12 protein-coding genes, 1 tRNA gene and 1 other RNA gene are annotated in these 17,351 nt (G+C 74.6%); 11 read left to right on the forward strand and 3 right to left on the reverse strand.

Annotated elements, in window-relative coordinates; translation table 11 throughout:
- The first annotated feature begins 42 nt into the window (after positions 1 to 42).
- The gene (locus JOD66_RS15225; RefSeq protein WP_307823547.1) at positions 43 to 1,347 is read left to right on the forward strand and encodes a YibE/F family protein; all 1,305 of its coding nucleotides are present in this window, start codon (positions 43 to 45) and stop codon (positions 1,345 to 1,347) included.
- A 108-nt stretch (positions 1,348 to 1,455) separates the two neighbouring features.
- On the opposite strand, the gene eccCa is transcribed toward JOD66_RS15225, so the two are convergent.
- Complete coding sequence (eccCa, locus tag JOD66_RS15230) at positions 1,456 to 5,490, reverse strand: type VII secretion protein EccCa (RefSeq protein ID WP_204837687.1); 4,035 nt, start codon at positions 5,488 to 5,490, stop codon at positions 1,456 to 1,458.
- Positions 5,491 to 5,750: 260 nt separating this feature from the next.
- On the opposite strand from eccCa, the gene JOD66_RS15235 reads away from it, so the two are divergent.
- The 7 genes from JOD66_RS15235 (at position 5,751) to JOD66_RS15265 (ending at position 13,273) form a co-directional block, all read left to right on the forward strand.
- Entirely contained in the window at positions 5,751 to 7,148 is a 1,398-nt protein-coding gene (locus JOD66_RS15235; protein WP_204837688.1) for a hypothetical protein, read from the forward strand.
- Between the two features lie 134 nt (positions 7,149 to 7,282).
- A complete protein-coding gene (locus JOD66_RS15240; RefSeq protein ID WP_204837689.1) occupies positions 7,283 to 7,606 on the forward strand; it encodes a WXG100 family type VII secretion target in 324 nt (107 codons plus the stop codon).
- Between the two features lie 36 nt (positions 7,607 to 7,642).
- Complete coding sequence (locus JOD66_RS15245; protein ID WP_204837690.1) at positions 7,643 to 7,957, forward strand: WXG100 family type VII secretion target; 315 nt, start codon at positions 7,643 to 7,645, stop codon at positions 7,955 to 7,957.
- A gap of 113 nt (positions 7,958 to 8,070) precedes the next feature.
- On the forward strand, positions 8,071 to 9,459 hold the full coding sequence (eccD, locus tag JOD66_RS15250; RefSeq protein ID WP_204837691.1) for a type VII secretion integral membrane protein EccD: 1,389 nt from the start codon (positions 8,071 to 8,073) through the stop codon (positions 9,457 to 9,459).
- Between the two features lie 6 nt (positions 9,460 to 9,465).
- Positions 9,466 to 10,875, forward strand: coding sequence for a type VII secretion protein EccB (gene eccB / locus JOD66_RS15255; protein ID WP_204837692.1), 1,410 nt, complete (start codon positions 9,466 to 9,468; stop codon positions 10,873 to 10,875).
- Positions 10,866 to 12,122: a S8 family serine peptidase gene (locus tag JOD66_RS15260; RefSeq protein WP_204837693.1), complete on the forward strand. Its 1,257-nt coding sequence runs from the start codon at positions 10,866 to 10,868 to the stop codon at positions 12,120 to 12,122. Before eccB ends, JOD66_RS15260 begins: the two co-directional genes overlap by 10 nt.
- Positions 12,122 to 13,273, forward strand: a complete 1,152-nt coding sequence (locus tag JOD66_RS15265; RefSeq protein WP_204837694.1) for a glycerophosphodiester phosphodiesterase — start codon at positions 12,122 to 12,124, stop codon at positions 13,271 to 13,273. The genes JOD66_RS15260 and JOD66_RS15265 overlap by 1 nt, the downstream gene beginning before the upstream one ends.
- 55 nt (positions 13,274 to 13,328) lie before the next feature.
- Here JOD66_RS15265 and JOD66_RS15270 read toward each other — a convergent pair.
- Positions 13,329 to 13,417: transfer RNA gene (locus JOD66_RS15270), tRNA-Ser, on the reverse strand.
- 82 nt (positions 13,418 to 13,499) lie between these two features.
- Here JOD66_RS15270 and JOD66_RS15275 point away from each other — a divergent pair.
- Positions 13,500 to 13,721 carry a hypothetical protein gene (locus tag JOD66_RS15275; RefSeq protein ID WP_204837695.1) on the forward strand — a complete coding sequence of 74 codons (222 nt, stop codon included), beginning with the start codon at positions 13,500 to 13,502 and terminating at the stop codon, positions 13,719 to 13,721.
- Positions 13,722 to 13,865: 144 nt separating this feature from the next.
- Positions 13,866 to 13,956, forward strand: an RNA gene (gene ffs, locus JOD66_RS15280) — signal recognition particle sRNA small type.
- A gap of 9 nt (positions 13,957 to 13,965) precedes the next feature.
- On the opposite strand, the gene JOD66_RS29145 is transcribed toward ffs, so the two are convergent.
- Complete coding sequence (locus JOD66_RS29145) at positions 13,966 to 15,057, reverse strand: class I SAM-dependent methyltransferase (RefSeq protein ID WP_204837696.1); 1,092 nt, start codon at positions 15,055 to 15,057, stop codon at positions 13,966 to 13,968.
- A gap of 63 nt (positions 15,058 to 15,120) precedes the next feature.
- Here JOD66_RS29145 and JOD66_RS15290 point away from each other — a divergent pair, with 63 nt between their 5' ends.
- Positions 15,121 to 17,334: a DNA polymerase III subunit gamma and tau gene (locus JOD66_RS15290; protein WP_204837697.1), complete on the forward strand. Its 2,214-nt coding sequence runs from the start codon at positions 15,121 to 15,123 to the stop codon at positions 17,332 to 17,334.
- The last annotated feature ends 17 nt before the right edge of the window (positions 17,335 to 17,351 follow it).

Below are 17,351 nucleotides of genomic sequence, written 5' to 3' on the forward strand. Positions count from 1 at the left end.
CAACGATTCTCATATCCGGGGTGGTCGTGGCAGGGTGAGCGGGTGAGCAGCCACCGCCGAGAGAAGGCCCCGCGCGGCCACGGGCACGGACATGGGCACGGTCATGGCGGTCATGGTCATGGCGACGACCTCGCCCCCGTCCGGATCGGTACGACGGCCCGCACCGTCCTGCTCGCCGTCCTCGCCCTCGCGCTGATCGGCACCCTCGCCGGCCTCCTCGTCTGGTGGCCGCCCTCGGACGCCGCCGCACGCAGCGCCGAGGAGGGCGGTGCCGCCGCACAGTTCGCCGCCCCCGGCGTCACCTTCCCCTCGGCCGAGGTGCTCTCGGTGTCCCCACGCTGCCCCGGCAACGGGCTGCCCGACGGCTCCGGGTGCAGCTCGCTGAGCGTCCGGGTCGTCGAGGGCGAGGAGGGCGCCGGCGACAAGGTCCGGGTCGACGTACCGCCCGAGGTGATCGACTCCGGCATCGCCAAGGGCGACCACGTCGAGCTGCTGCGCAACCCCGCCCAGGAGACCGGTCAGGACGTGTCGTACTCCTACTTCGCCACCGAGCGCTACGGCACCCTGATCTGGCTCACCGTCCTCTTCGTCGCCGTGGTGCTCGCCGTCGCGCGGCTGCGCGGCCTGTTCGGCCTGGTCGGGCTGGCCTTCGGCGGCGCGGTCGTGTGGTGGTGGATGCTGCCCGCGCTGCTCGACGGCGCCCCCGGCGTCGGCGTCGCACTGACCAGCGCCTCGGCGATCATGTTCGTCGTCCTCTACACCACCCACGGCTTCTCGCTGCGCACCAGCACCGCGCTCGCCGGCACCCTGCTCGGCATCATGCTCACCGCGGGGATCGGCGTGCTCGCGATCGGCGACGCCCGGCTGACCGGCATCAGCGACGAGGGCGGCGCCATCCTCGCCAGCTTCGGCGCCCTCGACTTCCAGGCCCTGCTCGGCTGCGCCCTCGTCATCGCCGGCCTCGGCGTCCTCAACGACGTCACCATCACCCAGGCCTCCGCCGTCTGGGAGCTGCGCGCCGCCACCCCCGGCGCCTCCCGGACCGAGGTCTTCACCAGCGCCATGCGGATCGGCCGCGACCACATCGCCTCGACGATCTACACCATCGTCTTCGCCTACGTCGGCACCGCGCTGATCCTGCTCATGCTGCTGCGCGTCTACGACCGCCCGCTGCTCGAGCTGATCTCCACCGAGCAGCTCGCGGAGGAGGTCATCCGGACCCTGGTCACCTCGATCGGCCTGGTCCTCGCCGTACCCGTCACCACTGCTGTCGCGGCGGTGATCGCGGCTCCGGTGCGGGGGGTTGCGGATGAGTCGGGGGCTGCGGGTGCAGGAATCGCCGGTTGACCGGTTATTCCTGCACTTGTCGGGTTCTTCCTGCACTTGTCGGGCGTTGCAACGCCCGACAAGTGACAGTTTCGCCGGTCGACCGGCGATTCCTGCACACCCCGACCGTCACAACGACGGATCCGTCCACGCCAGCTGAACCACCTCGGCCCCACGATCCCGCGTGAGCATCTTGCCGCGACCCGCCTGCGCCGGCCCGGGCCGCAGGTTGCCGATGAGCGCACCCTCGTCGCGGCTGCCGGCGAGCAGGATGCCGGGCATCGCCAGGTCGCGCATGGACTGGATCACCGGCTCGTAGAGCGCCCGCGACGCGCCACCCGAGCGCCGGGCGACGGCGATGTGGAGGCCTACGTCGCGGGCCTGGGCCATCAGCGGCTGGAGCAGGGCGACGGGCGAGCTCTGCTGGGTGGCGACCAGGTCGTAGTCGTCGACCACGACGAACACCTCGGCGCCCTTCCACCAGGAGCGGTTGCGCAGCTGCTCGGGGGTCACGTCGGGTCCCGGGATCCGGTTCTGCAGGTACGTCGCCAGGTCGTTGAGCGCCGGCTGGGCCTGGGTCGCGGAGGTGAGGTAGTTGAGCAGGTACTCCTCGGGCACCTCGCCGAGCAGCGAGCGGCGGTAGTCGACGAGCAGGATCTGCGCCTCGGCAGGGGTGCGGGTGCGCATGATCTCCTGGCAGTACGTGCGCAGCAGGTTGGTCTTGCCGGACTTGCCGTCGCCGAACAGCAGCAGGTGGGGCTCGGCGTCGACATCCAACCCCACGGGGGCCAGCTCCTTCTCGTTGATGGCGAGCAGCACCTGGCGCTGGGGCGGGGTGCCGGCCTGGGCCCGGACCTCGTCGAGGGTGATCTTGTCGGGCAGCAGCCGCAGCTTCGGCCCGGCCGGTCCGCGCCACGCGGTCGCGACGGCGTTGATCATCGCTTCCACGCCGTCGCCGAGGGTCTCGACGGCGTCGTCGGCGTCGATGCGGGGCAGCGCGCCGAGGAAGTGCAGCTTGCCCGGCACCAGGCCGCGTCCGGGGCGGTTGCCGGGGACCAGGGCCGCCACCTTGCGGTCGATCTCGGAGTCGATCGGGTCGCCGAGGCGCAGCTCGAGGCGGGTGCCGATCAGGTCGCGCATCGCGGCCCGGAAGTCGGGCCAGCGGGTCGCGCCGGTGACGATGTGGAGGCCGAAGGTGAGGCCGCGCCCGGCGAGCTGCTGGATCTCCAGCTCGAGGTCGTCGAAGTCGGAGCGCAGCGTGCCCCAGCCGTCGATGACCAGGAAGACGTCGCCGTACCCGTCGTCGGCCCGGCCCTGGCCGCGGCGGCTGCGGTAGGTCTCGATCGAGTCGATGCCCTGGCTGCGGAAGTAGCGCTCCCGGCGGTCGACGATGCCCTTGACCTCGGCGACGATCCGGCGTACGACCTCGGGCTCGGAGCGGGTGCCGACGCCCGCGACGTGGGGGAGCGCGGTCATCGGGGCGAAGGTGCCGCCGCCGAAGTCGAGCACGTAGAACTGCGACTCCAGCGGGGTCGTGGTCAGCGACAGGCTGGTCACGATGGTGCGCAGCACCGTGCTCTTGCCGCTGCGCGGTCCACCGACCACCGCGACGTGCCCGGCCGCGCCGCTCAGGCTGATCGTGAGGGTGTCGCGGCGCTGCTCGCGCGGGCGGTCGACGGTGCCGAGGGGCACGGTCAGGTTGCCGATGCCGCGCCAGTGCGGCGACACCAGGCCGAGCTCGGGGTGGGGCGCCAGGTCGGGCATCAGCTGGTCGAGCGTGTCGGGCCGGTCGAGCGGCGGCAGCCACACCTGGTGCGCCGCCGGCCCGCGACCGTCCATCCGCGAGACGGCGACGTCGAGCAGCGACGCACTGCCCTCCGGTACGACGGCCGGTGCCGCGTCGGCGGCCTCCTCGCGCTCCGGCTCGTCGAAGGTCTGCACCTCCGAGATGGTGAACGGCAGGATGCCGCGCACCTTGCCGCCGCTGTCGCGCACCACCCGGCGCCGGCTGGTCTCCGGCGGCCCCGACACGTAGGCGGCCTTGAACCGGGTCATCGTGGTCGGGTCCGGCTTGAGGTAGCCGAGCCCGGGGACCGCCGGCAGCTCGTAGGCGTCAGGGACACCGAGCACCGCGCGGGACTCCTGGGCGCTGAAGGTGCGCAGGCCGATCCGGTACGACAGGTGCGACTCGAGGCCGCGCAGCCGGCCCTCCTCGAGGCGCTGGGAGGCGAGCAGCAGGTGCAGCCCGAGCGAGCGGCCGAGGCGGCCGATCGCGACGAAGAGGTCGATGAACTCCGGCTTGGCCGACAGCATCTCGGAGAACTCGTCGACGACGAGGAACAGCGACGGGAGGGGCGCGAGGTGGGCGGTGGCGGGGTCGCCCGACGTACGGGCCTTCTCGTAGTCGCGGATTGACGCGAAGTTGCCGGCCTCGCGGAGCAGCTCCTGACGGCGCACCATCTCGCCCGACAGGGCGTCCTGCATGCGGTCGACGAGGGTGAGCTCCTGGGCCAGGTTGGTGATCACCGCCGACACGTGGGGCATCTCGGCCATGCCGGCGAAGGTCGCGCCACCCTTGAAGTCGACCAGCACCATGTTGAGCTGCTCGGGGGAGTGGGTCATCGCGAGACCGAGCACGAGGGTGCGCAGGAACTCCGACTTGCCGGAGCCGGTCGCGCCGATCACCAGGCCGTGGGGGCCCATGCCCTGCTGGGCGGACTCCTTGATGTCGAGGTGGACCGGCCCGGCGCCGTCGCCGACGCCGATCGGGACCCGCAGTCGGTCGCGCGCCGGCCTCGGCCGCCAGGCGGTGCCGGGGTCGAAGCGGTGCACGTCGCCGAGGCCGAGCAGGTCCATGAAGTCGGTCGGGGCGGTCAGGTCGGCCGCCTCCTCGCCGACGGCCGCGCCGGCGCTCGGCGTGAACAGCGGCGTGAGCCGCCGGGCCAGCGCCTCGGCGGTCGCGGCGCCGCACTGGTCGCCCTTGGCCCGCACCGGCTCGGTGCGCAGGCGTACGGCGACGATCGGCACCGTGTCGGCGTCCGCCCCGGCGTGCGGCTCGATCTCGAGGCGCAGCGCCGTCGGGCTGTCGAGCTCGCCCCAGCGGGCGGGGAGGTCGATGACGGTCACGCCGTGGAGGCCGTCGGAGGGGATCAGGTGGTTGCCGGGCGGCAGCTCGGCGCCGTCGGTGACCACGATGATGTGGGGGATCGCGGGCCGCTCGTCGGCGCCGAACCGGGGGCGCTCGGTCAGGTCGGGCGGCAGCATGGTGGCCAGGTCGCTGAGCGAGGTGGTCACCATCCGGGCCGGGCCGACCGCGTCGTTGTGGTGCTGGCTGTGGGCGTGGGGCAGCCACTTCACCCAGTCCCAGTGGGCCAGGGTGGCCTCGGTGGCGAGGACCGCGACCTGGAGGTTCTCGGGCGACTGGAAGGCGGCCGAGGAGCACAGCAGGGCCCGGGCGAGCGCGCGCGCCTCCTCCTCGTCGCCGCAGACCTCGATCCGGTCGAAGGCCCGCAGGTCGATCGACGCCGGCAGGTCGGGCTGCAGGCGGTGGACGACGAGCAGGCGGTGCAGCGCGGACGCGGACGCCGGGTCGACCTCGTCGATCGGCGCGGCCTCCGGCGGCAGCAGCTCGAGGGCGAGCGGCTGCGCGCACACGCCGTAGCGCACCTGCAGGAAGGCGGGATCGGCCGACGAGCGCTCCCACACCCGGGTGCGGTCCTCGGCCAGGGAGGGCAGCGCGGTCGGCGCGGGGTGCATCCAGGTCAGCGCCCGGCGCTGCTGGTCGGCGGCGTCGCGGGCGACCTTGCGGACGGTCGCGAGATAGCGGAGGTACTCGGTGCGCGAGCCGGTGACCTGCTGCTGGCGCTGCTTCCGCTGCCGGTCGATCTGGACCACGATGAAGCCGAGGGTCGCGAACAGGAACATGCCGGCCGCGATGAACCGCAGCGCGGAGTTGCTGCCGGAGCCGCCGAGGCCCGCGACCAAGACGATCGAGCCGAGGCTGCCGAGCATCGGGATGGCGTTCATCGCCACGCCCGCCGCGCCCTCGCTCGGCTGGAGCTGAGGCGGCGGCTGGAGCTGGAGCTGGCCGCCCGGCAGCTCGGGCCGCTCGCCACGGCTGCCGCGCTGGGTCAGGCTGCCGGGAGCGGGCGCCGGCGGGGCCATGCGCCGCCCCGGAGGACCGCCGGGCAGGCCGGGGCCGGGTCCGGCGGGAGCGCGGTGCGCGCCCGGTCCGCCGCCTGGAGTGATGCCCACCGTCACGCTGCCGTCCCCTGTCGTCGATGCCCGGTCATGCGACGCCGATGATGATAGGACCCGGGTCCGTCAGGGTAAGGAGAGTCGGAGCGCACGGGGAGAAGGACTACCCTGCGAGCCGGACCTGAACCCCGGTCCGGCACCACGACTCACTCGGGAGGCGAGCACTGGTGAACGGCACGTCCCGTACGCCGGCCCCCGGCACGGTCACCGCGGTGAGCGTGCACGGGCCCCGTGGCGTGCTCGACCTGACGGTGCCGGTCGACGCCACGCTCGAGGACGTGTCGCGCGCCTACTCCGCCGAGGCGGGCCTGTCCGTCGTGCTGCCGCTCGTGTCCCGCTCCGGTGAGCCGCTGCAGCTGGCCGCCGTCGTCGGTGACGTCGGCCTGGTCGCCGGCTCGGTCGTGGTCGCGGTCGACCCGTCGGCCCGGCCCGCGCCGCCTCGCAGCCGGTTCCGGTCCGGGGAGGGCGGGGAGTCCGCCCTGGTCGCGGGCCCGGCCTCGGCCGCCTGGTGCGCGCTCGCCGTCGGCTTCGCCGCGCTCGCCGGCTGGAGCGCGTCCCGGCTGCCGTCCGACGACCGCTGGCCGGTCGTCGCCGTGCTCCTCGCCGCCGCCGTCGTGGGCTGCCTGCCGATCGGCGTCCTGCGCACCCAGCGGGCGCTGGCCGCCCCTGCGTACGCCGCGGCGGCGGGTTTCGCACTGGCCTGGGACCCGGTGCCCGAGCGGCTCCCGATCGTCGGGGCCGTCGCGGCTCTCTGTGCGGCCGTGACCGCCGGCGTCGCGCGGGCCCTGGCCGAGCACGACAGCCCCGCGGTCGACGGCCTGCGGGTCTGGATCGCCGTGGGAGCGGGCTGGTTCGTCGTCGCCGGTCTCGGGGTGCTCACCGGCGTTGCGCCGCAGGTCGTGTGGGCGGTGCTCTTCCTCGCGGCGGTGCTCGCCGCCCGCTTCGTGCCCGAGCTGGTGGTCGACGTCCCCGACCAGTACCTGCTCGATCTCGAGCGCCTCGCCGTGACCGCGTGGTCGGCGCGGGAGCGACCGACCGGGCGGCGCGGGCGGATCGTCGTCCCGGAGCAGGCGGTGCGGGCCGTCGCCGACCGGGGTGCCCGGGCAGTCACCGCCGCGGCGAGCGCCGTGCTGGTGGTCGTGGTCGTCACCGTTCCGCTCCTGCTCGCCAGCGCCGACCTGCCCCTCGACCGCACCGGCGCGCGCTGCCTGGTCGGCTTCGGCGGCGCCACCCTGCTCTTCGCCGCCCGCAGCTACCGCCATGCCGCCGCCGGCCGCCTCCTGCGCCTGGCCGGCGTGGCGGCGCTGGCCGCGCTCGCCGTGGTCCTGCTCGGGCTCGCGCCCGACGGCCGCGAGCCGGTGACGCCGCCCGCCGCGGTGGCCGCCGTCGCCGTGGCGCTGGGCGCGGTGCTCGTCCTCGCGGCGGTGTTCGTGGGCCGCGGCTGGCGCTCGGCCTGGTGGTCGCGGCGGGCCGAGATCGCCGAGGCGGTGTGCGGTGCGTTCGCCGTCGGCTCCCTGGTCGTGGCGGTCGGCTTCTTCCGCTACCTGTGGGAAGTGACGGGCTGAGGTTTAGCCCCTCGCGAGGCGGGGGTAGCACCTGACCCGTCGGCTCTTTGGCAGTGCTCGGGGAGCCAGATCGATGGAACCGCAATGCAGGGGCGGGTTGATGCCGCCCGCCAACCAGCAACCAAGGAGCAGACATGGCAGGCACTGAGTTCGGTCACGGAGAAGGCGCCCTCAAGAAGGTCGCCGAGCTCGTGGCCACCACCAAGCAGGACCTGGTGAAGAAGTCGGGCGAGATGGAGAGCGAGCTCGCGGCGATGAAGCAGGCATGGGTCGGCGGCGGTGGCCTCGCCTTCGAGAACGTCAAGAACGCCTGGATCGAGAAGCACAAGGTCGTCACGGCGGCCCTCGACAAGTTCGAGGCGTCCCTCATCGAGACCGAGTCGGACAACATGAACACCGACGGCACGATCAGCGGCGACCTCGCCGGCTTCCTGAGCAAGCTCGACGCCCAGTCCTGACCCCCCGACACCCACGAACTCCAGGAGACGAGAACCATGACCGGACCTGACTACGGCGCCCTCGACGGACTGCGCGTCAACCACCCCAAGCTCGAGGCCGCGGCCCACAACATGTACGAGACGGCCAAGGCGATGAACGCCCGCCTCGACCAGCTCGAGAGCGACGCGGCGCAGTACGTCGCGACCTGGGCGCCCGACAGCGCCCAGCGACAGAGCTACGACCAGGCCAAGCTGGCCTGGGACTGGGCGATGAAGGAGCTGCTGGACCTGCTCGACGGCGTCTCGAAGACGACCTACCAGTCCAACGCCGACTACATCCAGGCCGACAAGCGCGGCGCGGGCCGGTTCTGATCGCGAGCCGGTTGCCCGCCCGCACGGAGGGACCGACCCCGGTGGTCGGTCCCTCCGTTGCTGTCTGCGGTATCTAGGATCGAGCCCCAGGCTCTCGGGGAAGGGTTGAGCAGATGACACAGGCACCGACGCCGCGCACGAGCACGGCCGTCGCGTCCGGACTGGTCCGGGTCACCGTCACGTCCGGCACCCGGCGCGTCGACCTGGTGCTCCCGGGCGCCATCCCGGTCGCCGAGCTGCTGCCCGAGCTGGCCCGCAGCGTCGGGCTCCTCGATCCCGCCACGGTCCACGGCGGCTACCGCGTCGGCACCTCCGAGGGTCGGCGTCTGGCCCTCGACACCGGGCTCACCCTGCAGGGCATCGAGGACGGCGGCCTGCTCACCGTCACCGCCGGCGTCGACGACCCGGCACCGCGGGTCTACGACGACGTGGTCGAGGCGATGACCGACGTGGTCGAGCACGATCTCGAGCCGTGGCACCCGGCCGCGGGTCGTCGTACGGCACTGGTCGCGGCGGGGCTGTTCCTCGCCCTCGGTGCGGGCGCCCTGCTGGTGCAGCGCGGCTCCGACATCGCCGCCGCCGCGACCGCGCTGGTCGCCGCCGCGCTCTGCGCCGGCGCGATCGTGCTGTCCCGTGCGCAGGGCGAGCACGAGGCCGGGGTCGGCGTGGCCTGGCTGGGAGCCGGGTACGCCGCCGTCGCCGGCATCATGTTCACCCCCGACAGCGAGGCGTGGTTCGCCGAGCCGCTCGCCGCGGCCGGCGCGGGAGCGCTGCTCGCGGGCATCGTGTGCCTGATCGGCCTCGGCCCGGGCCGCACCCTCGCCTTCCCGCCTCTGGTCGTCGGCGCGCTGGCGCTGGGCGTCGGCATCTACGTCCGCTCGACGCCCGACGGCCTCGCCCCCGCGCCGCTGCTGACGACGGTGCTGGCGCTCGTGGTGCTCGCCGGCAGCGTCTTCCCGTGGCTCGCGCTCGGCGCGACGACCACCCGCGTCGACCAGCTCTACTCCGCCGCCGACATCACGGCCGACCCCGACGACATCGAGCGGGAGCGGGTCGCCGCCGACGCCCGGGTCGCCCACGAGATCCTGCTCGCGATCAGCGGCACGGTCGGTCTGCTGCTCGTCCTGGTCGCGCCGCTGGCGGTCAGCCTCGGCGTCACCGGCACCCTGCTCGCGGTCGACGCCTGCCTGATCGTCGTGCTCCGCACCCGCCAGTACCGCACCGGCAGCGAGGTCCTGCTCGGGCTCTCCTCCGGCGTCGCCGGCATCACCGCCACCGCGGTCGCCGTCCTGGCGTTCCACGCCGACTGGCGCCCGACTCTGGCCGTCGTGCTGGCCGTGGTCGGCGCCGTGCTCCTCGTCGCGACGCTCAGCCCCGCCGCGCCGTCCGTACGCCGGGGCCGGCTCGGCGACGTGCTCGAGTCCGTCGCGCTGCTCACCCTGCTCCCGCTCCTCGTCGTCGCGACCGGCCTGTTCGACCAGGTCCGCGACTGGATCGGCTGATTCTCGGTGGCCACCAAGAAGGACCTCGTCGAGGCCTACTCCTTCAGCCGCCGTCGGCTGGTCACGGCGTTCGTGTCCGGCGCGCCGGGCGGCCGCGAGGTCGAGCCGGCCCGCCCGGGCCGGATGATCGTCGGCGGGATCGCGCTCGCCGTGCTCCTCGTGGCCGGCGCGGCGATCGCGGGCGCGCTGTCCGACCGGGCCGAGGTCGACTGGAAGAAGCCGGGGCTGGTCGCCAACGACCGGGGAGCGCTCTATGTCATCCTCGACGAGGACGCCGTGCCCGGGCTGCCGCGGGTGCGCCCGGTCATCAACGTGACCTCGGCCCAGCTGATCCTGGGCGCCGACGTCCAGGCCCGCAAGGTGCCCGACGAGGAGATCGACGGCGTCCGCAAGGGTCCGTCGATCGGCATCCTCGACGCGCCGGCGACGGTGCCCGCCGCGAGCAGCCTCGACGAGAGCGGCTGGACCTCCTGCACCGGCACCGGCCTCGGCATGCAGACCACCGTCACCGCGACGCCCCGGGTGACGCCGGTTCCCGACGTCGGCTTCGTGGTCCGGTCCGAGGCCGACGGGCGGGTGTTCCTGATCGCCGAGGCCGAGGTGCCGGGACTGCCGCGCCGCGCCTACCGCTACGCGCTGCCCGCCGACAACGACGGGCTCTACACCGACCTCGGCATCTCGCCCAACGACGAGATCACCGTCCCCGACGCCTGGCTCGGGCTGTTCCCGCCCGGCGACCCGCTCGACGCCGAGGGCCTCGGCCTCGACGGAGGCGGCCGGCCCGCCGGGCTCCCGGGCTACGACACCGCCCGGGTCGGTGACCTGCTGACCCGGGGCCAGACGACGTACGCCTTCACGCGCGACGGCTTCGTGGAGCTGAGCCCGTTCGAGGTCGCGGTGCTGCGCAACACCTCCTTCGGCAAGCGCGGGAAGCCGGTGGAGATCCCCGACAACGCGGGCGCGCCGTTCAACATCGCGGACCCGGTCGCGGGCGCCGGGGAGTTCTGGCCCGAGCAGGTGCTGACCGACTCGCTCGACCCCACCGGGCAGGCCTGCGCCCAGCTGGTCACCGCGGAGGGCGAGCCCGCGGCCGCCCGGCTGGTGACCGCCCCCAGTGGGGACGCCAGCGCCGAGGACGTCGCGCCCGGCGACCGGGAGGTGACGGTCGCGTCCGGTCGGGGCGCGGTGATCCGCTCGGCCGACTGGATCGCCGGCGACGACGGCAGCATCCACCTCATCGACGACCGCGGCTACAGCTACCCGGTCGCCAGCACCTTCGACCTCGAGCAGCTCGGGTACGCCAAGGTGCCCGTGGTCGTGGTGCCCGACGTGTGGAACAAGCTGTTCGAGATCGGTCCCGAGCTCTCCCAGGACGCGGCGCTGTGTCCGCCGTCGAAGGACCAGTCGTGCGGCTAGGACACGCCCTAGGACGGGTCCTGGCGCGCGGCACGGCGGTGACGCTGGTCGGTGCGTTCGGGGCGCTGGCCGCGCCGCCGGCGGTGTCACCCGCCTTCTCGACCGCCCCCGGCCAGCCACCCGTCGGGGCGCCGTGCCTGGAGGTGACGGCGACGACCACCGACGTCCGACCGGTCAAGGGCGACAACACGGCCAACCTCTCCCTCCACGTCGCCGAGGCCCAGGCCCTGGCCGGCAAGGCGGGGCGCGCGCCGGGGGAGGGCGTCACGGTCGTCGTGGTCGACAGCGGCATCGGCGCCTTCCGGGGCCCGGGCCCGGTGGACCTGCCGAGTGGCCACGGCGTCGCGGTGGCGGGCATCATCGCCGGGCCCGACCAGCCCGACCCGGCGATCGGGGTCGGGATCGCGCCCGGCGCGACGGTGCGCGACGAGAGGTTCTACGACAGCTCCGAGCGGGCCCAGGAGGGCCAGCAGGTCCCCACCTCCGCGGCGCTGGCCGCCGCACTGGGCCGCGTCGCCGACCAGCGGGCGGGCGGCGGCCTCGGCGGCCGGGTGGTGGTCGTCGTACCCACCCAGGTGCCGCGCTCGCCCGAGCTCGCCACCCAGGTCGCCCGGCTCGTCGACTCCGGCGCCCTGGTCGTCGCCGCGTCCGGCGACCGTCCCGCGAGCGACGGCGGCTTCCCCGACGGCTACCAGGGCGAGCCCAAGAAGGGCGAGGACGCCGCCGACCTGGTCTGGCCGGCCGCCGACCCGGGCGTGATCGCGGTCGGCGTCTCCACGCCCGGCAGCTCCGGCACCGTGCTCCGCAGCTCCGACATCGACCTCGCCGCGCCCGGCGCCGAGGCGGTCTCCCGCGGCCGCGACGGGGGCTGGTGCGTCGTCGGGCCCGCCTCGACCGCGTGGGCCGCCGCCCAGGTCGCCGGCGTGGCGGCCCTGGTCTGGTCGATGCACCCCGACGAGAGCGCCGCCCAGCTGCGCACCCGCCTCGAGCAGACCGCCAGCGGCAACGGCGGCCCGTCCAGCCCGATCACCGGGTACGGCGTGGTCCAGCCGGTCGAGGCGATCCAGCGCGAGATCGCGGAGATGGGCGCCGAGCGCCAGGACCGGGTCGAGCCGGCGCGACCCCCGCGGGTCCAGGCCGACGTGCTCGCCGGCGCCCGGCACGACGCGATCTGGTGGGGACTCGGCGGCGGCGCCGCCTTGATCGTGCTGCTGATCCTGCGCCCCCTGCTCTCCCGGCGGCGCTGATGTCGCTGATGTCGCGGGTCGTGGTCCTGGTCGCGCTGCTGGTCGGTCTCCTGGGCGCGCCCCCGGCCCGCTCCGCGCCGACCGAGGCCGGTGCCTCCGCGGCCGCCCCGGGGCGACAGGTCGTCCTCCGCGCCCCCGACCACGCCCGCAGCGGCACGACCGTCCGGGTGCGGGTCCGGGTGCCCGCCTCCGGTCCGCGCAAGCGCACGGTCCGGCTGCGGGTGATGACGGCGAACGGCGTGACGGTGCTGCGCGCTCGCTCGGGCCGGGCGCGCACCGCCCGCTTCGACGTACCGCTCACCGCGCCGGGTGTGGTCCGGCTGCGGGCGCGGGTGGCGAAGCACGGCCACCGGCCCGCCGTCCGCTCGCGGGTGCGCCTGCTGCGGGTCTGGCCCGCGGCGACCCCGCAGCTGCTCGCCCACCGCGGCCGCAACGCGGTGGCGCCCGAGAACACGATGCCGGCGTTCAGCGCCGCGCTCGGCCATGCGTCGGGCGTCGAGACCGACCTGCGGATGACCTCCGACGGACGCCTGGTGCTGATGCACGACCCGACCCTTCGGCGTACCACCGACGTGCGGCAGGTCTTCCCCACCCGTGCCGACCAGCCGGTCGAGACGTTCACCCGCGCCGAGCTGCGCCAGCTCGACGCCGGACGCTGGTTCGGCCCGGCCTGGGCCGGCACCCGGATCCCCGACCTCGACGACCTGCTCCACCTCGTCGCCACCACCACCCTGAGCGCCCACATCGAGCTGAAGAGCTCGACCCCCGAGTTCGTCGACAGGCTCGTCGCCGCCCTCCAGCCCTACCTGCCGCTGGTCGCCGCCGGCCGGATCCGGTTCAACAGCGTCGACCTCACCGGCCTCGACCGCCTCCGCACCGCCCTCCCCGCCGCCCGGCTCGCCCTGATCCGCGCCGACCCACCCGCCGACCTCGCCGCTCTCGCCGGCCGGGTCGACGCGGTCCACGTGCTCGCGCCGTACGTCGACGGTGCCCTCGTCGCCCGCGCCCGCGCCGCCGGCCTCGGCATCGTCGCCCGCTCCGCCAACGACCCCGCGGCCTGGGCCGCCCTCGCCGCCGCCGGACCGTACGCCGTGATGACCGACGACCTCGACGGCGCTGCCGAGGTGCTGGGGCCTCCGCCTGCCGCGTGACCCGGCTCGAAATGGCCGACGGCGCCGCGCAGGGCGCGGCGCCGTCCGGTGGTGCTGGCGGAGCTGGGGGGATTCGAACCCCCGAGGGCTGTTAACCCAACCCGCTTTCCAAGCGAGCGCCATAGGCCACTAGGCGACAGCTCCGTGGGAGAGATTACCGGCAGATGGACGGCGGGGTGGAATCGGGACTCTCCTCGGGACCGCGCCGCCGACGTACCATCGCCCCATGACCGGGCGCGGCGACGAACCGGAGCCCTGGGCTCCCGCGGAGCACCTGCCCGCCGACGCCCGTCGGATGGGCCTCAACCGGCTGGTGCCCGACGGCGCCCTGCTCGAGCTGGCCGGCTCGCTCGACGGCTCCAAGCGCTCCCACCGGGTGGTGGCCTGGGTGCTCCTGGTCGTGATGGTCGCGCCGGTGCTGCTGACCGTGGCCACCATCCTGCGCTGAGTCCCGCGTCGTACCGGACGAAATGGTCGCGATCCGGCCCGGACCACGACCATTTCGTCCGGTACGACGCCCGAACCCGCCCACGACCCCGAGGTGACGACGCTGATGTGAGGCTCCCGGGACCCATCCTCTAAAGTGGTCCGCAACCCCCCACGTGGCGGTATCTCACCCAACTCCCCCAGGGCCGGAAGGCAGCAAGGGTAAGTGAGCTCTATCGGGTGCGTGGGGGGCCTTCGCTTTCTCGCTACGGCTTGCGCGAGACGTAGAAGTAGTTGAACGGGTCGCTGCGCACCTCGCGGACGTCGACGTCGACCAGGCCCGCCTCCTCGAGCATCCGGACGGCCCGCTGGCGGCCCCACACGGTGCCGAGCCCGGCGCCGCCGTGGGCCAGCGACACCGTCATGCAGTGCATCAGGCTGAGCGTGTAGAGGTAGGTCAGCCACGGCAGGCCGAGGTTGTTCTCGATGCCCGACTGCGCCTTCACGTCGACCATCAAGAAGGTGCCGCCGGGGCGCAGCGCGGCGGCGATGCCGGCCAGCACCCGGTCGGGGAAGGCCTGGTCGTGGATCGCGTCGAACGCCGTCACGACGTCGTACGCCGACTCCTCGCCGAGCGCCGCGACGTCGCGGACCTCGAAGCTCGCGTTGGTCAGCCCCCAGGCGGCGGCCTCCGCCCGCGCGGCGTCGATCGCCTCGGCGCCGAGGTCGTAGCCGACGAAACGACTGGCCGGGTACGCGCGCGCCAGCAGGTTGACGGCGTGCCCGGAGCCGCAGCCGATGTCGGCGAGCGCGGCGCCGGCGGTGAGCCGCTCGTGGAGGCCGGGGACGGTCGGCACCACGACGTCGAGCAGGCCGGCGTCGTGGACGGCCGCGGCGTCGGCGGCCATCAGCTCGTGGAACCGCGGGAAGCGGTCGTAGCCCAGCCCGCCGCCCTCGCGGAAGCGCTCCCGCAGCTCCGGCTCCACCCCGGCCAGCATGGTCAGCATCTTCAGGCTGCGCGCGAGGTTCACCGGCCCGTCGGCGGGGGTCAGGCAGGCCGCGCGCTCCCGGGGGAGGGCATAGTGGCCGGTGGCGGCGTCGTACGTCGCCACGTCGCCGGCGACGATCCCGTCCAGCCATTCGCGCAGGTAGCGCTCGTCGACCCCCGCGGCGGCGGCGAGGGTGGCGGGATCGGCGGGTCCGGTGCGGGCCAGGACGTCGAGCAGGCCGAGCTCGTCGCCGATGCCGAGGAGCAGGCCCAGGGCGGCGTCCTCACGCACCCGGACCATGCGCTTCTGGAATGCCCTCGCCTCGTCCCGGTCCAGCTCCCGGTCCCGCTCCCGGTCCACCGTCGTCATCGTGCTCGTCCTCTCCTTCGGGGGCGCCCGGAACTGTCGGGCCCAGCGACTAGGGTGGCACCCGTGGACTCCCCGCTCGCGCTCTACCGCCGCTACCGGCCCGAGACCTTCGCCGAGGTCATCGGGCAGGAGCACGTCACCGAGCCGCTGCGGGCCGCCCTGGCCGCCAACCGGGTCAACCACGCCTACCTCTTCTCCGGTCCCCGCGGCTGCGGCAAGACGACCAGCGCGCGGATCCTGGCGCGGGCGCTCAACTGCGAGAAGGCGCCGATCTCCGACCCGTGCGGCGAGTGCGAGAGCTGCCGCGACCTGGCCCGCAACGGCCCGGGCTCGATCGACGTGATCGAGATCGACGCCGCCTCCCACGGTGGCGTCGACGACGCGCGCGACCTGCGCGAGAAGGCCTTCTTCGCGCCGGTCAAGAGCCGCTACAAGGTCTACATCATCGACGAGGCCCACATGGTCACCACGCAGGGCTTCAACGCCCTGCTCAAGCTGGTCGAGGAGCCGCCGCCCCACCTGCGGTTCATCTTCGCCACGACCGAGCCCGAGAAGGTCATCCCGACCATCCGCTCGCGCACCCACCACTACCCGTTCCGGCTGATCCCGCCGCGCCTGCTCACGTCGTACCTCACCGAGCTGTGCGAGCGCGAGGGCGTCTCGATCGAGCCCGCCGCGCTGCCGCTGGTGGTCCGCGCCGGCGCCGGGTCGGCGCGCGACACGCTGTCGGTGCTCGACCAGCTGCTCGGTGGCGCCGGTCCCCAGGGCGTGACCTACGACCTGGCCAGCGGACTGCTCGGCTACACCCCCGACACCCTCCTCGACGACGTCGTCTCGGCGTTCGCGGCCGGTGACGGCTCGGCCGTCTTCGGCGTGGTCGACAAGGTGATCGAGACCGGGCAGGACCCGCGCCGGTTCACCGAGGACCTGCTGCGCCGGCTGCGCGACCTGGTCATCATCTCCGCCGTCCCCGACGCCGCCGCCTCCGGCCTGCTCGACCTCTCCGGCGACCAGGCCGACCGCCTCGTCGCCCAGGCGGCGGCCTTCGGGCGCGCCGAGCTGACCCGCGCCGCCGACCTGGTGGCCGCCGGCCTCACCGACATGCGCGGCGCCACCGCCCCCCGCCTGCTGCTCGAGCTGATCTGCGCCCGGATCCTGCTCCCCGCCGCCGACCACACCACCGAGGGGGTGCTCGCCCGCCTCGACCGGCTCGAGCGCCGCGCGGCGATCAGCGGTACGACGTCCGCCGAGTCCGCGCCCGCCCCCGCCACCGCCGCCATCCCCGCCCAGGACCGCCCGGCGCCGTCCCGCCACGACCGGGCCGCGCCCGAGCGGGTGGAGGAGCCGGCCGCCCCAGCCCCGGCGCCCGCGCCCGCCGCGGCTGTCGCCCCGACGCCCGAGCCCGCGCCGGTGATGGGCAGCCCCGAGCCGGCCGCGGCGACGCCCGCGCCCGCTCCGGCGGCTGCGGAGCCGGCTCCGACCGCTGCCCCGGTTGCCCAGCCGGTTGCCCAGCCGGTTGCCCAGCCGGCGCCCGCCGCCGAGCCGGCCGGCGGCACCGGGCTGACCCTGGTCGACGTCCGCCGGCTGTGGCCCTCGGTCATCGACCGGGTCAAGAGCGTCAAGCGGGTCACCTGGATCCACCTCACCCAGAACTCCCAGGTGGTCGGGTTCAACGGCAAGGTGCTCAGCCTGGGCTTCCAGTCCGACGGCCCGCGCCGCTCGTTCGAGTCGGGCGGGCACGCCGAGATCGTCCAGCAGGCGGTGATCGACGAGATCGGCGCCGACGTGCGGATCGAGGCGATCGTCGACCCGGCCGCCGACCCCAACGCCCGCACCCCCGAGCCTCCCGCTCCCGCCGCTCCGGCCGCCGCCCCCGCGCCCGAGGCCGGCGGCTGGCCCGCGGTCACCGCGCCCCCGCAGGCTGCCACCCCGGCCCCCGCAGCCCCCGCGGCGCCCGCCGCCCCGGTCGCCGCCCCGGTCGCCGCCCCGGTCGCCGCGCCGGTCGCCGCGCCGGCCGACGACCCACCGCCGTGGGCCACCGAGCCCCCGCCGCTCGACGGCCCACCCGAGCCGGAGCCCGACTTCGAGCCGGGTGCGCGACGGCAGATGATCGCCGACATCCAGGCCCGGGCCGACGCCGCCGCGGAGGCGCCGCCGGAGGACCCCGACGCCGCCGTCGACTTCAACGACCAGGAGGTCGACGCCGAGTCCAGCGCCGAGCTGCTGGCCCGTGAGCTCGGCGCCCAGATGATCGAGGAGATCCCGCGCGGCAGCTGACCCGCGTCCTGACCCCC

The organism is Nocardioides nitrophenolicus (genome assembly GCF_016907515.1).
Lineage (GTDB): Bacteria > Actinomycetota > Actinomycetes > Propionibacteriales > Nocardioidaceae > Nocardioides > Nocardioides nitrophenolicus.

What these genes read in the sequence shown, in the direction of transcription:
- eccCa (WP_204837687.1), bottom strand. Translation starts at nt 5,490, where the DNA reads ATGGCCCCGCCGGCGCCCGCTCCCGGCAGCCTGACCCAGCGCGGCAGC.
- JOD66_RS15240 (WP_204837689.1), top strand. Translation starts at nt 7,283, where the DNA reads ATGGCAGGCACTGAGTTCGGTCACGGAGAAGGCGCCCTCAAGAAGGTC.
- JOD66_RS15245 (WP_204837690.1), top strand. Translation starts at nt 7,643, where the DNA reads ATGACCGGACCTGACTACGGCGCCCTCGACGGACTGCGCGTCAACCAC.
- eccD (WP_204837691.1), top strand. Translation starts at nt 8,071, where the DNA reads ATGACACAGGCACCGACGCCGCGCACGAGCACGGCCGTCGCGTCCGGA.
- JOD66_RS15265 (WP_204837694.1), top strand. Translation starts at nt 12,122, where the DNA reads ATGTCGCTGATGTCGCGGGTCGTGGTCCTGGTCGCGCTGCTGGTCGGT.
- JOD66_RS15275 (WP_204837695.1), top strand. Translation starts at nt 13,500, where the DNA reads ATGACCGGGCGCGGCGACGAACCGGAGCCCTGGGCTCCCGCGGAGCAC.
- JOD66_RS29145 (WP_204837696.1), bottom strand. Translation starts at nt 15,057, where the DNA reads ATGACGACGGTGGACCGGGAGCGGGACCGGGAGCTGGACCGGGACGAG.